At 49.2% G+C, this 25,312-nt stretch carries 17 protein-coding genes and 1 pseudogene; all 18 read left to right on the plus strand.

Annotation, left to right across the window (positions count from 1 at the left end):
• Positions 1 to 285 carry a F0F1 ATP synthase subunit C gene (gene atpE / locus G006_RS0115455; RefSeq protein ID WP_020484117.1) on the plus strand — a complete coding sequence of 95 codons (285 nt, stop codon included), beginning with the start codon at positions 1 to 3 and terminating at the stop codon, positions 283 to 285.
• Positions 286 to 370: 85 nt separating this feature from the next.
• Positions 371 to 844, plus strand: a complete 474-nt coding sequence (locus G006_RS0115460; RefSeq protein WP_020484118.1) for a F0F1 ATP synthase subunit B — start codon at positions 371 to 373, stop codon at positions 842 to 844.
• Between the two features lie 3 nt (positions 845 to 847).
• Positions 848 to 1,378 carry a F0F1 ATP synthase subunit delta gene (locus tag G006_RS0115465; RefSeq protein WP_020484119.1) on the plus strand — a complete coding sequence of 177 codons (531 nt, stop codon included), beginning with the start codon at positions 848 to 850 and terminating at the stop codon, positions 1,376 to 1,378.
• 21 nt (positions 1,379 to 1,399) lie between these two features.
• Positions 1,400 to 2,941 carry a F0F1 ATP synthase subunit alpha gene (atpA, locus tag G006_RS0115470; protein WP_020484120.1) on the plus strand — a complete coding sequence of 514 codons (1,542 nt, stop codon included), beginning with the start codon at positions 1,400 to 1,402 and terminating at the stop codon, positions 2,939 to 2,941.
• Positions 2,942 to 2,952: 11 nt separating this feature from the next.
• Complete coding sequence (atpG, locus tag G006_RS0115475; RefSeq protein ID WP_020484121.1) at positions 2,953 to 3,816, plus strand: F0F1 ATP synthase subunit gamma; 864 nt, start codon at positions 2,953 to 2,955, stop codon at positions 3,814 to 3,816.
• A 44-nt stretch (positions 3,817 to 3,860) separates the two neighbouring features.
• A complete protein-coding gene (gene atpD, locus G006_RS0115480; protein ID WP_020484122.1) occupies positions 3,861 to 5,234 on the plus strand; it encodes a F0F1 ATP synthase subunit beta in 1,374 nt (457 codons plus the stop codon).
• A 24-nt stretch (positions 5,235 to 5,258) separates the two neighbouring features.
• Entirely contained in the window at positions 5,259 to 5,681 is a 423-nt protein-coding gene (locus G006_RS0115485; RefSeq protein WP_020484123.1) for a F0F1 ATP synthase subunit epsilon, read from the plus strand.
• A 72-nt stretch (positions 5,682 to 5,753) separates the two neighbouring features.
• Positions 5,754 to 7,175, plus strand: a complete 1,422-nt coding sequence (gene glmU / locus G006_RS0115490; protein ID WP_020484124.1) for a bifunctional UDP-N-acetylglucosamine diphosphorylase/glucosamine-1-phosphate N-acetyltransferase GlmU — start codon at positions 5,754 to 5,756, stop codon at positions 7,173 to 7,175.
• A 1-nt stretch (position 7,176) separates the two neighbouring features.
• Positions 7,177 to 9,006 (plus strand): glutamine--fructose-6-phosphate transaminase (isomerizing), encoded by a 1,830-nt coding sequence (gene glmS / locus G006_RS0115495; protein ID WP_020484125.1) that lies wholly within the window; start codon positions 7,177 to 7,179, stop codon positions 9,004 to 9,006.
• Positions 9,007 to 9,376: 370 nt separating this feature from the next.
• Entirely contained in the window at positions 9,377 to 9,655 is a 279-nt protein-coding gene (locus G006_RS0115500) for a hypothetical protein (RefSeq protein WP_020484126.1), read from the plus strand.
• Between the two features lie 881 nt (positions 9,656 to 10,536).
• Entirely contained in the window at positions 10,537 to 11,124 is a 588-nt protein-coding gene (locus G006_RS0115505; RefSeq protein WP_152428875.1) for a hypothetical protein, read from the plus strand.
• Between the two features lie 487 nt (positions 11,125 to 11,611).
• Positions 11,612 to 12,082: a hypothetical protein gene (locus tag G006_RS0115510; protein WP_020484128.1), complete on the plus strand. Its 471-nt coding sequence runs from the start codon at positions 11,612 to 11,614 to the stop codon at positions 12,080 to 12,082.
• Positions 12,083 to 12,999: 917 nt separating this feature from the next.
• On the plus strand, positions 13,000 to 14,211 hold the full coding sequence (locus tag G006_RS25660; protein WP_020484129.1) for a glycosyltransferase: 1,212 nt from the start codon (positions 13,000 to 13,002) through the stop codon (positions 14,209 to 14,211).
• Between the two features lie 682 nt (positions 14,212 to 14,893).
• Entirely contained in the window at positions 14,894 to 15,055 is a 162-nt protein-coding gene (locus G006_RS28650) for a hypothetical protein (RefSeq protein ID WP_020484130.1), read from the plus strand.
• Positions 15,049 to 15,762, plus strand: a complete 714-nt coding sequence (locus G006_RS0115525) for a lysozyme inhibitor LprI family protein (protein ID WP_020484131.1) — start codon at positions 15,049 to 15,051, stop codon at positions 15,760 to 15,762. The genes G006_RS28650 and G006_RS0115525 overlap by 7 nt, the downstream gene beginning before the upstream one ends.
• Positions 15,763 to 15,889: 127 nt before the next feature.
• Positions 15,890 to 16,420: pseudogene (locus tag G006_RS29545) on the plus strand (REP-associated tyrosine transposase).
• Positions 16,421 to 16,724: 304 nt separating this feature from the next.
• Positions 16,725 to 17,090: a hypothetical protein gene (locus tag G006_RS0115535; protein ID WP_152428876.1), complete on the plus strand. Its 366-nt coding sequence runs from the start codon at positions 16,725 to 16,727 to the stop codon at positions 17,088 to 17,090.
• 633 nt (positions 17,091 to 17,723) lie between these two features.
• A complete protein-coding gene (locus tag G006_RS29380; RefSeq protein ID WP_020484135.1) occupies positions 17,724 to 25,211 on the plus strand; it encodes a beta strand repeat-containing protein in 7,488 nt (2,495 codons plus the stop codon).
• The last annotated feature ends 101 nt before the right edge of the window (positions 25,212 to 25,312 follow it).

The following is a 25,312-nucleotide window of genomic DNA, read 5'->3' on the forward strand; positions in this document are numbered from 1 at the left end:
ATGGAACTCGCATCATTAATTGCCAACGTACAAGGCTTCACCGTTATCGCAGTTGGCATCATTTTGGGCTTGGGCGCAATCGGTACTGCTATCGGCTTTGGTCTGCTGGGTGGTAAATTCCTGGAAGGCGCTGCTCGTCAACCTGAGTTGGTTCCTATGTTGCAGGTCAAAATGTTCATCATCGCCGGTTTGCTTGACGCGGTAACCATGATCGGTGTCGGTCTGGCTCTGATGTTGACCTTCGCAAACCCATTCCTTTCAGCCGTTCAATCTGTCGCAGGTTAATTAGCAATTATCGGATTGAGATGAATAGGCTAATCCCTATTCCGCATACCGATAGAATGACAACGGCATTACGAGGAAAGCATCAATGAGCATCAATGCTACTCTGATCGGGCAGATGATAACTTTCACACTTCTGGTTTGGTTTACCATGAAGTATGTCTGGCCACCGATCATTGCCGCTCTGGAAGAGCGCAAAACCAAAATTTCCGAAGGTTTGGCCGCGGCCGAGAAAGGCCAGGAAGAAATTAAATTGGCCGAGAAAAAAGCCAAAGGCCTGCTGAAGGAAGCAAAAGAACAATCGGCGGAAATCGTCAGCGCAGCGCAAAAACGCGCCAATCAGCTGGTTGAAGAATCGAAAGATCAAGCCAAAAAAGAAGGCGAGCGTTTGCTTGAAGCCGCAAAAGCCCAGATAGAGCAGGAAATGCTGCAAGCCAAAGAGAGCTTGCGCAAAGAAGTATCCTCACTGGCTTTGCGTGCCGCTGAACAGATTTTGAAAGAAGAAATCGACAAAGCCAAGCATCAAGACATTCTCAGCAAAGCAGCGGATCAATTGGGTTAAGCAATGGCTGAATTATCGACATTAGCAAGACCTTACGCGGAAGCGGCTTTCAAGCGCGCCAAGGAAACGGGGTCGTCCAAGCAATGGTCCGATTCGTTGACGTTTTTGTCTTTGGTCATTCAGGATGAGGCATTGGCTAACATTGTCAAAAATCCTCGGGTTGGCAAACAGCATACAGCACAGTTGATTCTGGATATTTGCCAGGATCAGATACAAGACGAAGCCAAGAATCTTCTGAAAGTGTTGATAGAAAATGACAAGCTGCCCTTATTGCCGCAAATTTCGGTGATGTTCGAGCAGTACAAGGCGGATGATGAAGGCTACGTCAATGTTGATTTATACAGTGCGTACTCGCTAACAAAAGCCGAGCAAGGCAAATATGTCGCCATGCTGGAAAAGCTTTTGCATAAAAAGGTCAATGCATCCGTTTCTGTCGATAAATCGTTAATTGGGGGCATCCTCGCTAAAGCGGGCGATAAAGTCATCGACGGTTCTATCAAAGGCCAGCTTCATCAATTAGCTAAAAGACTTTAAGAGTTAGAGCGGGAAAATAAAATGCAATTAAATCCATCAGAAATAAGTGATCTGATCAAAAAGAAGATCGAGAACTTCGACGCCCATATTGAGGCACATACCGAAGGCACCGTAGTCAGTGTCACCGACGGTATTGTTCGGGTTCACGGTCTGTCGGAAGCAATGCAAGGCGAAATGCTGGAATTCCCTGGCGGCTCTTACGGCATGGCTTTGAACCTGGAAAGAGACTCGGTCGGTGTGGTAATGCTCGGTGCTTACCAACATATTACCGAAGGCGACACGGTCAAATGTACCGGTAGAATTCTGGAAGTGCCGGTTGGTGAAGCCTTGCTGGGCCGCGTGGTCGATGCCTTGGGTAACCCAATTGACGGCAAAGGTGCTATCGAAACCAAATTAAGCTCGCCTATCGAAAAAATTGCTCCAGGCGTTATCGCCAGACAATCGGTAGATCAACCGGTGCAAATCGGTTTGAAAGCGATTGATTCGATGATTCCTGTTGGTCGCGGCCAACGTGAGTTGATCATCGGGGACAGACAAACCGGTAAAACAGCCATTGCGATTGATGCGATCATCAATCAAAAAGGTACCGGCATCAAATGTATCTATGTGGCTATCGGCCAAAAACGCTCTTCTATTGCCAACGTGGTTCGCAAACTGGAAGAGCACGGCGCGATGGAGCACACCATCATCGTGGTCGCTTCGGCTTCTGAATCGGCGGCGCTGCAATTTATTGCACCCTACACCGGTTGCTCGATGGGCGAATATTTCCGCGACATCGGCGAAGATGCACTGATCATTTATGACGATTTGACCAAGCAAGCTTGGGCGTATCGCCAAATTTCCTTGCTGTTGCGTCGTCCGCCAGGTCGTGAAGCGTATCCAGGTGACGTGTTCTACATTCACTCGCGCTTGCTGGAACGTGCGGCTCGGATCAACGCGGTTGAAGTAGAAAAACTGACCAACGGTAAAGTGAAAGGCAAAACCGGTTCATTGACTGCGTTGCCGATTATCGAAACGCAAGGTGGCGACGTGTCGGCTTTCGTTCCGACCAACGTAATTTCCATCACCGACGGCCAGATCTTCCTGGAAACCGGTCTGTTCAACTCAGGTATTCGTCCAGCGGTTAACGCCGGTCTGTCGGTATCGCGGGTGGGTGGTGCAGCGCAAACCAAGATCATCAAAAAGTTGGGTGGCGGTATTCGTCTGGATTTGGCGCAGTTCCGCGAGTTGGCGGCGTTTGCTCAGTTCGCTTCCGATTTGGACGAAAGCACACGTAAGCAAATCGAACGCGGACAACGCGTTACCGAACTGATGAAACAAAATCAATACGCGCCGATGTCGGTCGCGGACATGAGTGTTTCCTTGTATGCGGCTAACGCTGGTTTCCTGGATAGCTTGGAAGTTAAAAAAGTCCGCGATTTCGAAGCGGCTTTGTTGGACTTCATGCATGCCGACGAGTCAGCTTTGATGGCTAAAATTAACGAGAAAGGCGACTATAACGACGAAATTCAAAAAGGCATTCACAGTGCCATTGAACGTTTCGTCAAGACCGGTAGCTGGTAAAGGGTCCGCACATGGCTGTTGGCAAAGAGATACGTACCAAGATCGCGAGTATTAAAAATACTCAGAAGATTACTCGGGCCATGGAAATGGTGGCCGCGAGCAAGATGCGTAAAACCAAAGACAGAATGCAGGCCACCCGGCCTTACGCGAAGAAGATAGGCCAGATCATCAAACATCTGGCTTATGCCAATCCCGAATACAAGCATCCTTTTTTGATCGAACGCGAAGTCAAGCGCATCGGCATTATCGTAGTGAGTTCAGATAGAGGTTTGTGTGGTGGTCTGAATGCCAATTTGTTCCGGAAAGTGTTGGGCGAAATGCAACAATGGCAAAGCCAGCAAATCGCAGTAGACGTCTGTACTATCGGCAGCAAGGCTGCGGGCTTTTTCAGCATGATCAAAGCCAATTTGATCGGACAAGTCTCCAAATTGGGCGACACACCGCATCAGAACGACATCATCGGCACGATCAAGATCATGTTGGATGCGTTTACTGCCGGCGAGATTGATGAATTGTTTTTGATCAGTAACGATTTCGTAAACACTATGACGCAAAAACCGGTCGTGCAAAAATTGTTGCCGGTTGCTGTGGGCGATTTAGGCGAAGAGTCCAAAGGTCGCTGGGATTACTTATACGAACCTGATGCTAAAGAAGTATTGGATAGTTTATTGATCCGATATGTGGAATCCGCGGTTTTCCAAGGTTTAGTGGAAAACAACGCCTGCGAGCAGGCTGCCCGAATGGTGGCAATGAAAAGCGCATCCGATAACGCCGGTAATATCATTAAAGAATTGCAGTTGGTTTATAACAAAGCCAGACAAGCCGCAATTACGCAAGAGATTTCCGAAATTGTGGCCGGCGCTGCTGCTGTTTAGAGCATCACGACAAGTTTAGATAGATTTTAAAAGAGGACGACATAATGAGTTTGGGTAAAATCGTTCAGATCATCGGTGCGGTCGTAGACGTGGAGTTTCCACGAGATAACCTGCCGAGAGTATATGATGCGTTGAATGTTAAGGGTGGTCTGGTATTGGAAGTTCAGCAGCAATTGGGTGATGGCGTAGTCCGGACCATTGCGATGGGTTCCACCGATGGCTTAAGCCGAGGCGTTGAAGTCAGTAACACTGGCGAAGCGATCAAGGTGCCGGTCGGTCAGGCGACACTGGGACGCATCATGAATGTACTCGGCGAAGCTATCGACGAAAAAGGTCCTATCGGTGAGAAAGAGAAATGGACTATCCATCGCGATGCACCTTCTTACGACGAACAAGCGCCAGCCAACGAATTGTTGGAAACCGGTATCAAAGTTATCGACTTGGTCTGCCCGTTCGCGAAGGGCGGTAAGGTCGGTCTGTTCGGTGGTGCCGGCGTAGGCAAGACCGTTAACATGATGGAGCTGATCCGTAACATCGCGATCGAGCACAGCGGTTTCTCGGTATTTGCCGGCGTAGGTGAGCGGACTCGTGAAGGTAACGACTTCTATCACGAGATGACCGATTCCAACGTTATCGACAAAGTATCTCTAGTTTACGGCCAAATGAACGAGCCACCAGGCAACCGTTTGCGCGTAGCGTTAACCGGTTTGACCATGGCGGAGTTTTTCCGTGACGAAGGCCGCGACGTACTATTCTTCGTTGACAACATTTACCGTTATACCTTGGCGGGTACCGAAGTATCGGCGCTGCTGGGCCGTATGCCTTCCGCGGTAGGTTATCAGCCTACACTGGCCGAAGAGATGGGTGTGTTGCAGGAACGGATTACCTCGACCAAAACCGGTTCTATCACTTCTATCCAAGCGGTATACGTACCTGCGGACGACTTGACCGACCCGTCGCCTGCTACTACCTTCGCTCACTTGGACGCGACCGTGGTATTGTCACGGCAGATCGCCGAGCTGGGTATTTATCCGGCTATCGATCCGCTGGATTCCAGCAGCCGTCAGCTAGATCCATTGGTTATCGGTCAAGAGCATTATGACGTAGCTCGTTCAGTACAAGGTATTTTGCAACGCTATAAAGAACTGCGCGATATTATCGCCATCTTGGGTATGGACGAGTTGTCTGAAGACGACAAACTGACCGTATCAAGAGCGCGGAAAATTCAACGTTTCTTGTCGCAACCGTTCTTCGTTGCCGAAGTCTTTACCGGTTCGCCAGGTAAATACGTATCCTTGAAAGATACTATTGCCGGCTTCAAAGGCATTATCAGCGGTGAATACGACAGTCTTCCCGAGCAAGCTTTCTACATGGTCGGCACAATCGACGAAGCCATTGAAAAAGCCAAAGGCATGTAAACCACCTCATAGGAGAGTTTTGACATGGCAATGACAATTCATGTGGACATCGTCAGTGCGGAGCAGGAAATCTTTTCCGGCTTGGCTGAAATGGTCTTCGCACCGGCGGAAATGGGCGATGTTGGTATCGCACCGCGCCACGCGCCGTTGATCACCAAGCTTAAACCCGGCGAAGTAAGGGTTAAGCTGAGTGACAAGGAATCGCAGGCGTTTTATGTCTCGGGTGGTTTTCTGGAAGTTCAGCCGCACCTGGTGACCGTATTGGCGGATACCGCGATCAGAGCAAAAGACATCGACGAAGCCGCAGCCTTGCAAGCTAAATCCAGAGCGGAAGAAATGCTGAGCGATAAATCGGGTAAATACGATTACGCGATTGCACAAGCCGAATTGGCGCAAGCTGTAAACCAGTTGAGAACTTTGGAAAGATTAAGAAAACGTGGTGCGTAAACCATTTATTGCGTAAAAATATAAGCCCGATGACGTTTCGTTATCGGGCTTTTTTTGTTTTAAGGAATAGCAATGTCGATTAAAACCATCATCTTGGCAGCCGGCCAAGGCACCAGAATGCGTTCGTCGCGGCCCAAAGTACTGCACGAAATCGCCAATAAAGCGCTATTGCAGCATGTCTACGAAACCAGTTTGGCGCTGGAAAACAACCAGATTTTCATCATTTACGGCCACGGTGGCGAAACGGTCAAACAAACTTTATGCAGTTTGAATGCCACCTGGATCGAGCAGAAACAGCAGCTAGGCACGGGGCATGCGGTACAGCAAGCGATCCACCATGTGGACGACCCGGATACTGTTTTGATTCTGTATGGCGATGTGCCTTTATTAAATGCCAAAACCATTCAAACTCTATTGCACAAGGTAAGCTTGACGTCGTTGGCCTTGCTGACCGTGAATCTGGATGATCCAACCGGTTACGGCCGTATCGTCCGCGACAAAGATCATTCCGTCGTCAAAATAGTCGAACAAAAAGACGCCAACGAAGCCGAGTTGCAAATCACTGAAGGCAACACCGGCATCCTGGCCTGCAAAGGTAGCCAGTTAAAGCAATGGCTGTCCAGGTTGAGCAATAACAACGCGCAAAACGAATACTATTTGACGGACATTATCGAAATGGCTGTGGAGGATGGGCTTAGTGTCGAAACCACTCAAGCCGGCAGTCAGGATGAAGTATTAGGTGTGAATAATCGCAGCCAATTGGCGCACTTGGAGCGAGTGTATCAATGGGAACAAGCACAGGCGTTGATGGAAAAAGGCGTCACACTCCGCGATCCTGCACGCGTCGATGTCAGAGGCAGTTTTGCCGAACTGGGCCAGGATATCGACGTGGATATTAATGTCATCTTCGAAGGCATTAATCGTATCGGTTCCAACGTCAAAATCGGTCCTAACTGCCTGATTAAAAACGCCAGCATCGCCAATGATGTCGAGATATTCGCCAACAGCGTGATCGAGGATGCCTCAGTCGGCGCCGGCAGCCGTATTGGCCCCTTCGCTCGTCTGCGTCCGCAAACTGAACTGGCCGATCATGTACATGTTGGAAATTTTGTGGAGATCAAGAAATCCACCGTTGCCACCGGCAGCAAAATTAACCATTTAAGCTATATTGGCGATAGCGAAGTGGGTAGCAAAGTTAATATCGGCGCCGGCACCATCACCTGCAATTACGATGGCGTGAATAAATTCAAAACCATTATCGGCGATGGTGCCTTCATCGGCTCAGATACCCAATTGGTGGCGCCTGTGACGGTGGGTAAAAACGCTACGATTGGTGCTGGCTCAACCATTACCCGCGATACGCCGGAAAATCAGTTAACCCTTAGCCGGACCAAACAGCTTAGCGTGCCGACCTGGCAGCGTCCGGTTAAAGCGGAGATTGTTCCAGACAATCTTCCGCATTCCTCACGTCCAAGTGAGTCACAGGAGAAATAATATGTGTGGGATAGTCGCGGGAGTTGCACAACGTAATGTTGTGCCGATTTTGCTGGAAGGCCTGAAGCGCCTGGAATATCGCGGCTACGATTCGGCCGGTTTGGCCGTGGTCAGTCAAGGCGAAATTTTCCGCAAACGTGAGCTGGGTAAAGTCAAAGGCCTGGAAGCCTTAATCGCCGCCGATCCTATCGAAGGCACTATCGGCATTGCCCATACCCGCTGGGCCACCCACGGCAAACCCAGCACCCGCAATGCTCACCCCCATGTTAGTCGCGATAAAGTGGCGGTAGTGCATAACGGTATTATCGAGAACCACGATCATCTGCGTACGGCTTTGCAACAGAACGGCTTCGAATTCACATCAGAAACTGATACCGAAGTCATCGTCCATAAAATTGCCGAAGATCTGCAAACCTCCGACAGCCTGTTAAGCGCGGTAAAAGCCACGGTCGCCACCTTGCAAGGCGCCTACGCGCTGGGCGTGGTCTACATAGACTGCCCCGATACCTTGATCGCCTGCCGCAAAGGCAGTCCCTTGGTCATTGGCGTCGGCATCGGCGAATATTTTATAGCATCCGATATAGCCGCCCTCTTACCGGTTACCCAGCGCTTCATTTTCTTGGAAGACGGCGATATTGCCGAATTGAAAATCGACAGCCTGGTGATTTACGACGAGAACGACCACCGCGTCGAACGCCCTATCGTTGAGAGCCAACTGAAAGCCGATTCAGTCGACAAAGGCAAATACCGTCACTACATGCTCAAGGAGATCTACGAGCAAGCCTGGGCGGTTTCCGAAACCCTGGAAGGTCGTTTCATCGACAACCGCTTACAGGATAATGCCTTCGGCCACAATGCCGCCGAAGTCTTCGATCAAATCAAATCCGTGCAGATTCTGGCCTGCGGCACTAGCTATCATTCCGGCTTGGTGGCACGCTACTGGTTCGAGAAACTGGCGCGAGTGCCATGCTCCATAGAAGTGGCTAGCGAATTCAGGTATCGCAATCCGGTTATTTCCCCGGATACCCTAGTCGTCACCATTTCCCAATCCGGCGAAACCGCCGACACATTGGCCGCGCTACTGGAAGCCAAACGCCTGGGCGTCAAACATTCGCTGGTGATATGCAACGCCCCGGAAAGCTCGCTGGTGCGCGAATCCGATCTGGTCATGATGACCCGCGCTGGCCCGGAAATTGGTGTGGCTTCCACCAAAGCCTTCACCACCCAGTTGGTGGCCTTGCTGATGTTGATCATCGCTGTCGGCCGCCGCTTTGCGTTGACCAAGGAAACGGAAGAGACAATCGTCTCCGAGTTATTCAGCCTGCCCGGCAACATCGAAAAAGTGCTGAAGCTCGACAACGCCATCGAATTGCTGTCGCAGCGCTTTGCCGACAAGCACAACGCTCTGTTCCTTGGTCGCGGTACCCATTACCCGATCGCGATGGAAGGGGCATTGAAGCTGAAGGAGATTTCCTATATTCACGCCGAAGCCTATCCGGCCGGCGAGTTGAAACACGGCCCGCTGGCGTTAATCGACGCGGAAATGCCGGTCGTGACCGTGGCGCCAAACAACAACCTGCTGGAAAAGCTGAAATCCAATATTCAGGAAGTCAGCGCCCGTGGCGGGCAATTGATCGTGTTCATGGATGAAGAACTGGCGGAAAGCAGCGACGAAAACGTGCAAATCGTCAAAATGCCCAGCGTCGCCAACATCATCTCGCCTATCGTCTACACGATACCGCTGCAACTGCTGTCCTACCACGTCGCCGTACTCAAAGGCACCGACGTCGACCAGCCGCGCAATTTAGCCAAGTCGGTCACGGTGGAATAGCGGAGGATTCGGCGGAAAGGATTCCGTGGTTGTTCGGTTTGAATTTAAGGGTTTGTCGGGTTAAGTCTCGGCAAACCCTTTTTTTCTAGTTACGATCTACTCGTTGTATTGGGAGTTAGGTAATGGCGGGGAGGAGCGAGATCGAACTAGAACAGCCATTCGCGGTAATTGATTGATCGGACTGACCTGCGCCTGATAACGGATGGGCGTTATACAATGTCATGTAAGATGATCAAATCAAATTCACAAAAATTTGGTAAATTGCAGTAAGGATGGGGTAAAACTAGTTAGATCACCCTAGTGTTACCCTATCGACCCTCGGACCTTCCGAGTTGCACTAATTTAAAATAACTATTACAGCGAGGTGCTTATGATGAGTATTAAATCAAAAGAAAGTAGATTGGCGGTATGTCTTTGCACACTATCGGTACTGTTAACGCCAGTGCCAACCCAGGCAGACACAGTAATTTTGTTGGCTGCGGCAGAAACCGGGTCGGTAGCTGCGAGACAGGCTGCTGATCAGAAGGCCGCGCTGGCAAAAAAGGCTGCGGAGAGAGAGGCAAAAAAGGCAGCTGAGGCACAAGTGCCGGCTGAGGCGGTAGTGCCCGCGGAGAACAAGACGCCTGCCGAGGTACAAAAGGGAAAATAATCGGTGTGCAGAAACCAATGGGGGGCAGACTCCATTGGTTTTGAGTAGTCGCCTAACTCAACGCTCCAGCGAACTGCGCTAAACATCGTGTTATTTAGAAGCAGATTTTAGTTTCAAGTATGTGCTGAATGGCGGTTTATCTCACGGTCGCCACCCGATCTATTGTCGCCAGATAAGATTTGATTTGCGGTGACAGTAAAAGGCCAGTGAGCTGTCATTCAAAATGTAGGTGCGATTAGCTTGCATAATCGCGCATTTCGAAGTCAACATTCCTCCGATTACGCTATCACTAATCGGAGCAGGCTCAAAGGTACCGACGTCAACCAACCGCGTAATTTAGCCAAGTCGGTGACGGTGGAATAGCGGGGGTTTTGACGGAACGGATTCTGTGTTTGTTCAGTTTGAATTTAAGGGTTTGTCGGGTTCGGCAAACCCTTTTTTGCGAGTTGCGGTCTAGTCGTTGAACATCTAGTTTGATGATGACGGGGGAAGGTCGATCGACTCCGAGCGGAAATTGGTATATTTATTCTTGAATGCCGGTTTGAAATTTAAATTGGCCATTCAAATTTCGGAAGTTGTAGGGTGGATAAGCGAAGCGTCATCCACCAAGAATAGAAGATTTTTAAATAGGTGGATGGCGCTTCGCTTATCCACCCTACGGCCCTAACTCGGATTGTTACCGGCTACATCAATCGGATGCAATAAAACGAAACTGCAACCCACTTAAGCCTCTAACTGCATTTTATGGAACCGATTATCAACAGGGACGTGATTGCCATATGCATACCAACAACCTTTTGCACGATAAATCGATTCGATGCCTTCAGGTCTTTTGGGAACCGGTAACCCTTTGGATGATCACGGGAATAGCTGAGATTAATATGAATTTGAATAATACGATTCGCACAGCAATACGGCGCAATGCCCGTTGGTTATTACGCCTTATGGCCTTGATCTTTTTGGTTATCGGCCAGGATATTCAGGCCAAAGAAAAGCCAATTCCATTACTCGAACTTACAGATTCGATCTTTAGTCAGCCAAATTTCACCATAAAAATATATGAAAATGGAAAAGTGCATTATAGCGGCTACAAGCTTAACAACGATGCATATTCACAAGCAGGACAACATGTAGGTGTTATTGGTGACCGTTATGCCCAATTAACCAAAAAGCAGCTTAATGAGCTTATCGAAGCCTATGAATCTCTACCATTCGATGGGCTTAAAAAGCTTGAAGAACTAAGGGGAAATACAGTTAGATCCACTTACATTCATTTCAGACGCGGAAATGAGGCAATGGATATTAATGTTTATCCATTTTTTTTAAAACTAACGACAAAACTTAATAAGTTTATAAATATTAATAAATGGGTTTGTTATCCTAAAGGACATCCAGAACATGATCGCTGCCTTATTAACGACATGCCCGATAATTTTGATTATCGATTTTTTGAACATGACTTTAATTAGATAATTTTATTCTACAAATTTGAGGGTGTCCTGAATTATGTGTAAACGGGATTTAATTATCGATTAGGCATTCTGTCTTCAAACTGAATGCTAAACCGATTCAAAGCGGCTTTCCAGGACCATAGGATGCGCTGAACAGCGTGAAGCGCATCGTTCGCGAATGGTGCGATTCGTAAACTCACCGCACGCTACGCCTGCTTTTGGCTAGGCATTTGCCATTGGCACTATTGTCTTCCTCCGGCGGTTTTGGCCGCTTTAAGCCTTTCCTTTCAGGCCACAGCAAGTATGGCCTGAATCAAGACAAGCCATCAAATGTGACTCTCAACCCCGGATTCCGCTCCACTCAATCCCGATCACAAGCTTTGCCGAATAAAAACGCCAATCTCTAACATATAAAATCACTCCTTTTTAGAAATATAGCCTACGCTTTTTCTCTGCGGACCGGCGCGGTCGGTGCGCGTATTCGGCAACTTTGCAGGAGATTGAGATGAGTCAGAATTTGTTATCGTTAACGTTCAGCGATGCGGCATTAGCGGAGATCGATGCGGCTTTGAATACCTTGGAAACCCATTTCACCGGCTTTGCGTCGCTGTCGCCCGACCAGCGCCGCAATATTCTGAAGATGGGCGATAAAACCGAAGCGTTCTGTCGGCAGACCATGCTGCTGGGAGGACAAAACGCTCAGGCGATTCCGCCCAATTTGAACATGGCAGAGGCACAAGCGGACATGACCAGCCTCGATCAACTGCGGCCCAGGTTACATCGGCTGCGGGATTTGCAGGCGCGCGGCGACGATACCGACATGGCGCTGGGCAGTGATATTTACAGCTTCTGCCTGGACGCCTACGCCTCGCTGAAAATTGCCGGCAAAGGCGCGGCACTGGAAACTTTACGCCAAGCGATGGCGGTGCGCTTCAATCGCGGTGCCAAGAGTAAAGTGGAGCCAGCCGCCGGCTAAGCTTTTCGCTGGAATTGATAGCTGGCTGCGGGGGACGGCCAGCCGTCATACTAGGCCGCTTAGCCTCAGCGCTACCGTTGCCAGGCTGTTCTCCCCGCCCCAATACCTTTTATCCTTAAGCGCTAAGCGTTGCGGAAAACCGGCAAGCCAAAAAGCCGGTCGTGCAAGGCAAATAGCTTCAAGCGCAAGCCAAGATAAGTGTGTTCGCCAGGTAAAAAGCGATTCGGGCAAACCACATTGGTGCAACCCCAAATCTCGACGGCCTTGCGCGCAGGCCAACAAGCCGTTCGTACACGGCAAATAGCGTCAATCGCAAACCTGGCTAAGCAAACGCGCAGGCAGAAACGGTGTTCGCCGATAGCAAATTACCTTAACCGCAAGCCACGACACGCTTGCGCGCAGGGTAAAAAGCTATTCGGGCAAACCAAATCGATTGAAATTCTAGCCTCCAGCACTTGCGCGTTGGCCACCGAGCCATTTGCACACGGCAATTCGCTGCAGCCAATAGCTGTCCGACGGTTAGCTGCAGGGCTTTCGGTGTCGCCCCAATTTCAAAACAGTGTGTGCGCAAGGTGTTAGGGGCGTAAGGCCTTCAACAGAACGGTCACCTGATTGTTGGATTGATGATGCTGCGAGAGCTAACGCAGTCTGGCAGGCCGTGGCATTCTTGTTGTCGCCCATCGATCTTTGGTGATGAGACTACAAATATTGGAGATGTCACCATGTTTAACGTAGTCTGTTGTCCTCACCTATCTGCCTAATCGTGCATAGGGACGGGGGCTCGTAATTTTCAAGAACTCGTTTATAGTGCCGTGTCATCGCCGATATAACCGGGTAATGCGAGTTTTATGGCATCAACTTTAGCTACGACCGCGCCCCTGGCCCACTAGCATATTGACAGAGTAGGTAAAACTGACATGAGCCGTATCCTGTTCGCCTGGGAATTGGGCGGTAACCTTGGACATATGACTCGCCAACTGCCGATAGCCCGGCGGCTGCGCCAACAGGGACACCAAGTCTTCTTTGTAGTCCGGGATACCGCCGTGGCTGCACAACTGCTCACGCCCGAGGGATTTGCTTATGCCCAAGCCCCCGTCAATGTCGACAAGAAGCGGCTTCCCCACCCGGTCAACTACGCCGAAATCCTAATTGCGTCGGGCTATGCCGACCCGGCGGTTTTGTTGGGCTTGGTGCAGGGCTGGATTAGTTTAATCCGGCTGTTCAAGGCAGATCTCATAGTTGTAGACCACGCGCCGACAGCACTCGTTGCCGCCCGCCTGACCGCCTTGCCCGCCATCACCATCGGCACCGGTTTTGAGATACCGCCCAACTGTTTACCGCTGCCTTCTATTCGTCCGTGGGAAACCATCCCGACGGAACGGCTGTTACGAGCTGAAGAATACGTCCTGGAACGGCTTAATGCCCTTGCGACCTTTTTAAAGGGTGGTACTATCGAACGCATCACCGATTTATTCCAAGGCGCTCGCAAAGTATTGGCGACCTTTGCCGAATTGGACCATTACGGCACACGCGAAGGCGAAAATTACGTTGGCCCACTATACACAGGTACCACAGGTCAACTCATTACCTGGCACCAAATTGACAAACCACACGTATTTGCCTATTTACGGCCTGACGCGCCTGGTTTTGAAAACCTGCTTAAAGCCTTATCAAAACTCTCGGCGGAAGTCATTGTGGTGGCGCCTGGGATCAAACCCGCCCACATCCAGGCGTTTGCCACGCTAAACTTGCGCATCCTGACCCAACCCGTCCAAACCGAACAGCTTTTTAAAATGACAGACTGTGCCGTGACGACCGGCGGTACGGGTACCGTTAGCCAATGCCTGTTGGCGGGCATCCCGCTGTTGCTGGTTCCGCAAAATGTGGAGCAATTCCTGATGAGCCTGCGCGTCGAGGTCCTAGGTGCCGGGACAGCGGCCAGAAATAACCGTCAGGAACAAGATTTCGCCGGGCTATTGGAAGCATTGTTAAAAAAATCGTGTTATCGGCTATCCGCACGAGCGTTTGCCCAACAGTACGCCGGTTATGCGCCTGCTGAGACCACAGATAATGTCATCCAGTTGATCGACAGCACCTTAACAAATCGGGATGCAGTGTCAAGCCAATAGGCTCTTACTAAGCCAATACGCAACTCAACTTGCAGGTGCGCGTAGTTCTGAATTTCTTGTCGTAATCAAGAGTGATGCCTGAATGTTTTTCAAGCCAAAGCTCGCGGGCTGCTGATTTCATAGCCTAGATAGTCATGCCACGACCCTGACATGTGCAACGAATTTAATGTTCAGTGCTGAGGGATTTGGGTCGGTAAAACGTCTTACTTAGAATCCAACATGCCTAAGGTTTGGGGCTACGGAAATGCCTAACCGAAAAAGCCAAACAAAAAAGCAATGCCAATCACACAAGAATGGTTCGTTAGGTCAAAAACCGAGAGTCACCTCAAAGTTATTTTAAATAAATAGCCGCTGATTGGACTTTTGGACAGGCGTAGCCTAAAAGGCTTTCCGGGATAATGCGCTAACGCGGATTGTTATCGGCCACATTAGTCGGATGCAACAAAGCACTCCTGCAACCCACTTAAGCCACTAACAGTATTTTATGGAATCATCAGCCAACAGGGATCGTTCTTGTCATACGCTAACCTGCAGCTTAAGTTATTTATTGATTCGACACATTCAGCTCCTTTGGGAAAGCGGTTACCCTCGCTGGCGGCGCGGGCGAGCTAAGCGTAAACGTCCAAAATGTCGCGGCTGGCAACTCGGCAGCAGCAAATGATGAAATTTGGAGATTATCTGCATGAAAAATAAAAATGCGCTAATGAAAGACACGACCCCATTCTTCTGCATCAACGGCCTGGGCGGTAACGATATTTATGATTTACAACAAGTCATAGCGAAGATTGCACGTGAACAACTATACGTCACGAACGATGCTCTACGGAAGGTGGTGGCATGGTGAATAAAAAATATAAGTTTTTTATTGTCGTAAGCGTTTTATTTTATGCCGCATCAGGGGTAAATGCCGCTAGTTTTGATTGCACAAAGGCAGTAACCCCCGTTGAAAAAATTATTTGTTCAAACTCAGACATAGAAGAGCTTGATGACAAACTGACTATCATTTACAGCAAGGCTATTAATAATAACGCCGAACAACAATCTGATTTGATTGCCCAGCAAAAGTATTGGCTCAAACAGGTGCGTAATCTTTGCAAAAACGTTGCGTGTCTTAAAGAAGCATATTCATCCAAAATTACGGAATTAAAGTCCTATTTTAAAATGCCCATAGACCGGTATGAATTAACCGGTATTTGGTATGGATCGGATACGGCGTCTCGCTCAATATATGGCAAGATTGTAATTACCGACCATGCCGTTGCATGGGGCGGTAAGGGTACCGGAAATCCTTTCTGCAAAACCCAATACTCGATAGAGAGCGAACCGTTTGGCATCAGCTTTAAAGATCAAATCGAAGGTACTTATGTTTACAATGAAAATAGCCAATTCAAAACTTTTAAATTAAAGCTGGCAGCACAAGAATGTATAAATTCGCGGACTTATTTAAGATTTACCATACCATTTTACAATCCCAATTATGCTGATGTAATCGAGTATGAAGAAAATGATCATGCCTCTGCTTATATCCATTTTCAAAAATTTAACGATTAAATCGTTTTTACTAAGGAGAACGAAATGACTATTGCCGTTACCACATTAACTGAAGAAGACCACGATACGATGCGCCAAATAGGATGTGCCGACGCAAGGAGGCGCATCAATCGAGTAGCCAAAAGCCATGACCGAATATCGACGTTTTTATATACCCGAAGCCTTGTGGTTTTTCACCGTCAATCTTGCGGAACGCAAGAACAATCGATTGTTGATTGAGAAAATTGACGTATTAAGCCAAGCCTTTCGGTATATAAAAACCCGAAAACCGTTTTATATGAATGCCGTCGTGATTATGCCTGTTCATTTGCATTGCATTTGGACACTGCCTACAGATGATGGCGATTATTCAACACGATGGAATTTATTGAAAGGGTATTTTTCCAGAAAAATATCAACCGGTGAACGGGTTTCAAAAAGTCGTCAAAAACGGCGCGAGCGCGGCATTTGGTAGCGACGGTTTTGGGCGCATTTAATCGAAGACCAAGATGATTTAAATCGGCATATCGATTATATCCATTGGAATCCGGTGAAGCATGGATATGTGAAACGGGTGATGGATTGGCCGTATTCCAGTTTTCATCAATTTGTGAAACGCGGCATTTATTCAAATGATTGGGGAAGTAATGAGCAATATGAAATTCAAGGTGTCGAGTAACGCGAGCGATGCGCCTCCTTACGTCGGCAGCATCCTATCGGCGCACCTTATCGGGTTGGAGTAAAAGGAAATGGCGGATTATCAGTCAGTATCGTACACATAAAAATATAACGCCAATACCGAAAAAACGTTCTCTTCAAGATGAATTGAAAGATATTTGTTATTTTGTATTAATAAAAAATTTAAATAATAGGGCAGTGCTATGAGCCGGTGTGTTTTTTTTACAATAATTTATCTATTCATTTTTCCCGTACGTTCTAACGCAGATCAACAATCTCAAATATGCTCATTTTTTCATCGTAACATGGAGGTCATAAAAAAAGGTAAGGAGTTAAAAGATTTTAAAATTGACTATGATTACCTAGAACATGGGATAGATGATATATATCAGCATTTAGACATTGATAATGACGGTATTGATGATAATGTTATAAGAAGTTGTGGTGCTAGCCTTGACAGTATTTGCCACTTAACCATTGGGCTTTCAAGTGGAAAAAAACTTGAATTAAACTTGCCAGGAGAAAGATTTTTTTTGATACGCATAAAATCTTTATTATATTTAATTTCAGGAAAAGCAACCGCCTTCCAAAAAAATGTAACCGATAACAACAATAAACGAGTTTATCAAATTGATAAAGATGACATAAAGCTTATTTGCAATAAAATTTAAGGATAAAACACTATGATTAATTTCAGAAGATTAACCACTTCTCAAGAGTATACGGATCTCGTTGTCGATGTGATAAGTAGAGTAGAAGGTTTTATTAAAAATGCTAAAGACATAAATGATGGCAAGGCAACAATTGGTTATGGATATACTTTCAATCGCAATAATAATGTCGAAATATGGCAAAAAACAGGGATTTCATTAAGTGCTACTCAGTGGTCTGTATTGCAGGAAATTGATAATGCGCCTATTGACCAAAAAACAGCTATTGCACTCAATCAATTTAACAAAACATTGACCATCGCAGATGCAAAAGCTCTATTAGGGAAAACTTATCAAAAATATGAGCCTCCAGCAGTTAATCTTGGTATACCTGAATCAAGGGAGCGTACAGCAATCATATCACTTTCGTACAATGGCGCTATATGGGGCGATTTTGCCGATGGGTTGACACAGGCAATAGCGGTCGATGGAAGTCGTGTGGAAGCATGGTATCAAATACGATATAAGGCTCTCCAAAATTGGAATAGCACATTCACAAATGGCTGGGCCAAACGTCATTACTATGAGTCAGAACTTTTTAACCTTTATGATTCCGGTACGGTAGACGAAGCCCAAGCTAAACAAATCTACACAATGTACAATCGTCATCACGACGATATTTTGCACTACGAAGCCACCTTCAGTAATCAAATCGGAAAAGCCAATAACGACTACAGCCTTACTGATAACAACACAAAAGTCAAAACCCTGGAAAACAGCCTACAAAAAGCTGCCGATGTATTAATGCAGCTTTATGTCCCGGAAGCCTTGCGTAGCACCATTAACCCACTGGATATTCAACTGGCTACCGACCTGCAAGGTGATTTATCAGGTGGCAGACGCGACGGATACACAATCAATACCGGCCAAGATCAAAACGAGCTTTTGATTGGCGATGCCAATGCTAATAACCTGCAAGGCTTGGGTGGCAACGATATTCTAATCGGCAACGCCGGCAACGATACCCTCAGCGGCGGCACCGGCAACGACACCTTGATCGGTGGCGCAGGCAGCGATATTTACGCCTACACTCAAGGCGACGGCGTCGATACCATTATCGACAGCGACGGCGAAATCCAATGGGGTTTAATCAGCATCCAGGGTAACGGCAATGTTGCCGCCGACAAATGGAAAAAACTCAGTGCCACCACCTGGCAAGACCAACAAAGCTCGCAATCCGCCATCAGCTATCACCTGCAAACCGATTCCACCGGTACGCAAAACCTTTTCATCCTCAAAAACGGCGATGTCGTCAAAGTACAAAACTGGCATCCGGGCGAGCTAGGCATCAGCTTGGGCGACGGTTCGCAGCCGCTTGCCCCACTCCACACCTACATCGGCGACCAACGCGCACTGCTGATCGGCAGCGAAATCGATCCTGGAACCGCCGCCACCGATCCCAACTTCAACACCTACAAATGGAGTGCTACCAGTTGGCAAGCCGATGGCATCCTTAGCGGGGGCATCGCTGCGGCGAACTTTAACGACGTCATCACGGGCTCGGCCGATGCCGACAAAATCAACGGCCTGGGCGGCAACGACGCGCTGGATGGCGGGGCCGGCAACGACCAGATCGACGGCGGCATCGGCGACGACTTGATCGCCGGCGGCGCTGGTTCCGACACCATTCACGGCGGCACGGGCAACGACGAAATTCTCAGCGCCACCGGTCTCAACACACCGCAACGCAAAAAGCCGGGCGAAGTTTGGCAAGCCCCAGCCGGCACGACAGCCTGGACACAAGGCAGTACCTGGGGTGTTGCGGATGCCCCAAACAATACCCGCACCATTTATGGAGGTGGATCATTGTCTCAGGATAACGCGCCGGACGTGGTCTACGGCGATGCGGGAGACGATCAAATAACCGGTGGCCGTGGCGATGACTATATCGACGGCGGTGCCGATAACGATACGGCCTGGGGCCAAGGCGGTAATGACATTATCGACGGCGGCACAGGCGACGACGACCTCTATGGCGACGGTCTTATTGCACCGGGTTATTACCCAACCACGCCGGCATCGACTCACGGCAACGATTTTCTGGACGGCGGCGCCGGTAACGACTGGATCGTTGGCGGCGGCAAGGACGACGTCTTGCTGGGCGGAACGGAAAACGATTTTCTCTGGGGCGATGACAAAAGCGAAGCGCTACTGTCCGGTATAGACCACGGCAAGGACTACCTGGACGGCGGCGATGGTAACGACTATTTGTACGGCGGTGGTAATGACGACACCCTGACCGGGGGTGCCGGTACTGACACGCTGATAGGCGATGACAGCGAAGCCAATCTGGCGTTGGCCTATCACGGTAAAGACTATCTGGATGGCGGAGCGGGCGATGACACACTGTATGGTGGCAGCGGCAATGACACTTTGTTGGGCGGAACCGAGAACGACACCCTTTACGGCGAAGGCAACGACGACACTTTGATTGGCGGCACCGGTAACGATACCTTATACGGCGGAGCCGGCAAAGATACCCTGGACGGCGGCGAAGGTAACGATCAACTGCTAGGCGGTGCTGGCGACGATACTTACCTCAACGTTACCGGCCTGGATACCATTACCGATATCGAAGGACATAGCACTATTGTCTGGGCTCAGGCGGATGCCCTCTGCGCTACCGGACTGGCGGTAACCAATTACGGTAACCAAGGGCAATTCCTCCGGCTGGATATCACCTTGAATACCGGCGAAACCCTTCAAATTGCAGATGCCTTCTTCGGCACCGACGCTACCATAGAATTTGCTAATGGTGATCAAGTAGATTTAGAAACGCTCGTTGGTACATCGCTAACGACCGCGTTGGCACTAGCGTTGGGTGATAACGGAGGCAAGCTCTATGGTGGTGCAGGAGACGATACGCTATTCGGCGGCAGTGGTAATGATGTCCTGAGGGGGGCGTTAGGTGCAGATACTCTGGTAGCTGGTGCCGGCGACGACATTCTGGACGGTGGCGCTGGCGCGGATATTATGGCGGGAGGTACCGGCAACGACCTGTATCTCCATGTCAGTGGTGAAGACACGATTGCCGATGCGGAAGGCCATGACACCATCCGTTTGGCGCAAGCCAATGCCGTGGGGGCTGGCGGGGTATCGATCTACCAATACGGTGATCAAAATCAACTCCGGGGTGTCAGTATCGCATTGGATAGCGGCGGTGCCTTAAAACTGCAAAACGTCTTTTTTGGCGCCGATGCCACCCTGGAGTTTGCCAATGGCTTCACGCTGGATCTGGAAACGCTGGTCGGTAACTCAATGACGACATCGGTTGTGCTGACGTTGGGCGACAACGGCGGCAAGTTGTATGGCGGTGCCGGGGCCGACTATTTGTACGGTGGCGCGGGCAATGACACCCTGCTTGGCTATTTAGGTAATGACTCCCTTAAAGGGGGCACCGGTAACAATACTCTCAATGGTGGGGAGGGCAACGATACGCTATTTGGCAATGGAACCGGCATAGGCCTCAGTGGCGATGACGTGCTAAATGGCGGCGTAGGCGATGACACGATCAATGGTGAAGAGGGCAATGATACTCTCGGAGGCGGCACGGGTAATGACATCCTGCGTGGTGGCTTGGGGAACGATATTTATTTTTTTGGTCGAGGCGACGGCTACGATCAAATTTATGAAACAGCATACCTACACGGTTCCAGCGAAGATGTGTTGCGGTTAGACGCCGGCATTCTGCCCGAACATGTGACTTTGCATCGGATGAAAGACCCATACGGCTCCACTCGCCTAGTGCTAGTGATCGATGGGTCAAGTACGCAAATCCAATTCAATGATTTGACCTCGTCGGATTATTCGATAGAGCGTATCGAGTTTGACGGCGGTTTAGGCGCTGTATGGACAACAGCAGATATCAGCGCGCATATTCAAGCCGGTGTGCAGAACGATATGTTGGGCACTTCGGCGGATGATGTGTTCATCGTTGACAACGAGTCAGACACCATAGTCGAAGCTGCAGATTCGGGAACGGATACTGTTTTGGCGTCACGAACCTTTGCGTTGCCTAACAATATAGAAAACCTCACATTAACGGGCTTTCTAAATATTGGTGCTACGGGCAATGCCCTTGATAACATCCTAATAGGCAATAGCGGCAACAATGTTATTGTCGGAAACGGCGGTAATGATACTGCTCAAGGCGGCCTTGGGGATGACACTTATTTCACGGTTGAAAACATAGTGGAGTATGCGGATGGGGGGATCGATACCTGGGTAAATCCGGGCGGCGGCACCCTATTCGACAATGTCGAAAATCTGAGTTTATACGATGGCAGTAATAGCCACTCGATTTATACCGTTTATGCCTATGGCAATGGCTTGGATAATATTTTGACTTCTGGTGGCTATGGGGTTCAGGGTGATGTGTTTGATGGAAGAGCGGGTGCCGATACGGTCATTGTAAAAGGTAATGATGCACCTATCGTATTTATCGATAACATAGGCGACAAAATTGTCGGCGTAGCTTACGAAATCCGCAGTTCTATCGATTACAGCTTGGCTCAGCCAGCAGTCAACGTCAACACCGGTCAGCCTGTACCGACGAGCACATCCAACCGATTGGTGCTGGTTGGAGCCGATGCCATTAGCGGCGTAGGTAACGTTCTAGCCAATTTTCTGGACGGTTCACAGAATGCAGCGTCGAACACATTAGTTGGCGGTGCCGGTAACGACACCTATGTTATTAGTTTGAACGACCGCGTTATTGAAGCCGCAAACGAGGGTAGTGATGATGTAAGGTTTTGGACTTTTGCGCCAGACTCGGGTAGCGAAATCAACATCGCTGATTTGATGATGGATAACGTCGAATCTTTCACATTGGCGGGTTATGCCAACAATGCTACGCTGAGGGGTAACGCTCAAAATAATATTTTAAGTGTCGCATTGCAGAATTCTTCCAACGCTGGTCGTTTAATGGGAGAAGGAGGTAATGATAAGCTCTACGGCGGCGCCGGGGCTGACGTTCTGAACGGCGGAACAGGTGCCGATGAAATGCGGGGTGGAGCAGGAAGCGATCTCTATGTTGTCGATGACATAAATGACCAAATTTTTGAAAATGAAAACGCGAATCAGCCTTGGGATACGGATTCTGTTGAAGCGAGCTTGAGTTATACGCTAGGAAGCAATCTTGAAAACCTCACTTTGACTGGAACGGCAGCCATTGACGGATTCGGCAATTCGCTAGCCAATACGCTTACTGGTAATAACGCCGCCAACACCTTGGATGGCGGTGCTGGTAATGACATTTTAAGAGGCGGCGACGGAAATGATGTTTTGATAGGCGGCGCTGGAAACGATTCTTTAACCGGGGGAGGCGCTAACGATGTTTTGATGGGCGGTGCGGGAAGCGATACATACTATTTCGACAGAGGCTTTGGTCAGGACACAATTAACAGTTATGACCTGACTGTCGGAAAAATAGATGCAGTTGAGTTTTCATCGGGCATATTGCCATCTGAAGTCGGCGTTAGCCGCATTGACAATGACTTGATTCTTTCGTTAGCAGGGACCTCCGATACGCTTACTATTCAACATTATTTCGATAACGATGGCGTTACGCCATTCTCGATAGAGCAGATCAGGTTTAAGAATTACCCAACGAACACGGTCTGGAACTTGACTACTATTAATGCCAAGTTGAACAACCAAGCACCAGTCGTGGCAACGCCATTGCCAGACTTGAGCTTGGTCGAGGGAAGGCCTTTCGACTATTTTGTGCCCTCAAATACGTTTGCCGATGACCTTGATCCGTCAAGTTCCCTGGTGTTGGGGGCAACTTTGTCCGACGGAAGCCCTTTGCCCAGTTGGTTGCATTTTTATGGCACATATTTTTCGGGTCGGCCAATTGGGACCGGTACGGTGAGCGTGCGGGTCACGGCACAAGATACTGCGGGACTGAAGGGATCAGATACGTTCGACATTGTGACCTTTTACCAAGATCTGATGATTACCGGTACTCAATCAAACGAAAGCGGCTATGGGGGCACAGGCAACGATTCGTTGTACGGCTTAGGCGGCAATGACTATTTATTCGGATATGAGGGCAACGATGTCCTTGACGGGGGAGCGGGCAATGATGGTCTTTACGGTGGTATGGGCAATGATAGCTATGTGGTTGACAGCCTATCCGACTATACGACTGAGGACTTTAACGAAGGAATTGATTTAGTTCAAAGTTCTATCACTTGGACCCTAAGTGCCAACGTAGAAAATTTGACATTGACTGGCAACGCCGTTGTGAATGGCACGGGCAACGAACTTGACAACGTGCTGATAGGCAACAGTGTAGCCAACACCTTGACTGGTCTCGGTGGCAACGACCGACTTATTGGCAATGCGGGTAACGATACGATGATAGGCGGGACGGGGGATGATATTTACATTGTCGATAGCTCGGCTGATGTAATCACCGAAAACCTTAACGAGGGTCTAGACAGTGTAGAGTCGACTGCTACATACACATTAACCGCTAATGTGGAAAACCTCACCCTTACAGGTACTACTGCCATCAACGGTACCGGGAATGCCTTGAATAATGTTCTTACCGGCAATAGTGCTGTAAACACACTGACAGGTGGTGCGGGCAATGACCGGCTTGACGGCAAAGCCGGTGCAGATAAGATGTTAGGCGGTACAGGCAACGATACGTACGTTGTCGACATCTCAACCGATGTAATCACCGAGAATGCTAACGAAGGTACCGACACCGTTGAGACCGGTATTACCTACACGTTAGGCACCAATGTCGAAAATTTGGTGTTGACCGGTACTGCAGCCATCAACGGCACAGGTAATACGCTTAACAATGTTATCACCGGTAACAGTTCAGCGAATACGCTTTCCGGGGGTGCTGGGGCGGATACACTGATTGGCGGTATGGGTAATGACATCTATGTAGTCGATAACGTCCTAGATATTGTCACGGAAAATGTTAATGAAGGCGCCGATAAGGTTCAGGCTAGCGTTACCTATTCGCTGGGGGCTAATGTTGAAGATCTTACCTTAACGGGCACTACTGCTATCAACGGGACCGGAAATGGCCTGGATAACATTCTGACCGGCAATAGCGCGGTGAATACGCTTACCGGCGGTGCCGGTAATGATCGGCTCGATGGTAAGGCAGGTGCTGATAAGATGTTAGGCGGATTAGGCGATGATACTTACGTTGTCGATGTCTCAACCGATGTTATCACTGAGAACACCAATGAAGGCAGCGATACTGTGGAAACCAGTATTACCTACACGTTGGGAGCCAATGTGGAGAATCTGTTGTTGACAGGCACCACAGCCATTAATGGCACCGGCAATACCCTCAATAATGTGTTAACCGGGAATAGCGCTGTCAATACGCTAACAGGCGGTGCGGGTAATGATAGGCTCGATGGCAAAGGCGGTGCTGACAAAATGCTGGGGGGAACAGGCGACGACACCTTTGTTGTCGATGTTTCAACCGACGTTCTCACCGAGAATGCCAATGAAGGCACCGACACCGTAGAAACCGGTATTACATACACCTTGGGCACGAACCTTGAAAACCTGACCTTGACCGGCTCAACTGCCATCAATGGTACGGGCAACACGTTGAACAACGTGCTCAAGGGCAATAGTGTAGTCAACAACTTATCCGGCGCGGCAGGCAATGATACCTTGGATGGTCTGGGCGGCGCGGATACGCTGACCGGAGGCACCGGCAACGACACCTATGTCTTGGGCCTGGGTTACGCTGCGGATACCGTTATTGAGAACGATGCCTCGGCGGGTAACACCGACATCGCCCAATTCCTGTCCGGTATCACCGCCGACCAAATCTGGTTACGCCACGTTGGCAACAACCTGGAAGCCAGCATTATCGGTACCGACGACAAGCTGATCGTTAAGGACTGGTATACCGGCACCGCCAACCACGTCGAGCAGTTCAAAACCACCGACGGTGCGTTGACCTTGCTGGACAGCCAGGTGGAAAACCTGGTCTCCGCGATGGCCGCATTTGCCCCGCCGGCAGCGGGTCAAACCACCTTGCCGACTGATTACCAAACGGCATTGGCGCCGGTGATTGTGGCTAACTGGCATTAAAGGACAGACGAGGCGCCGGATAAAGGTAAAAAGTAGCTAGGGTCGGCGAGTTTGACTCTATGCGGCGTTGGCTTTTACCCGGCGTTCCCGGTCGCCAATAT

The organism is Methylomonas sp. MK1 (assembly GCF_000365425.1).
Lineage (GTDB): Bacteria > Pseudomonadota > Gammaproteobacteria > Methylococcales > Methylomonadaceae > Methylomonas.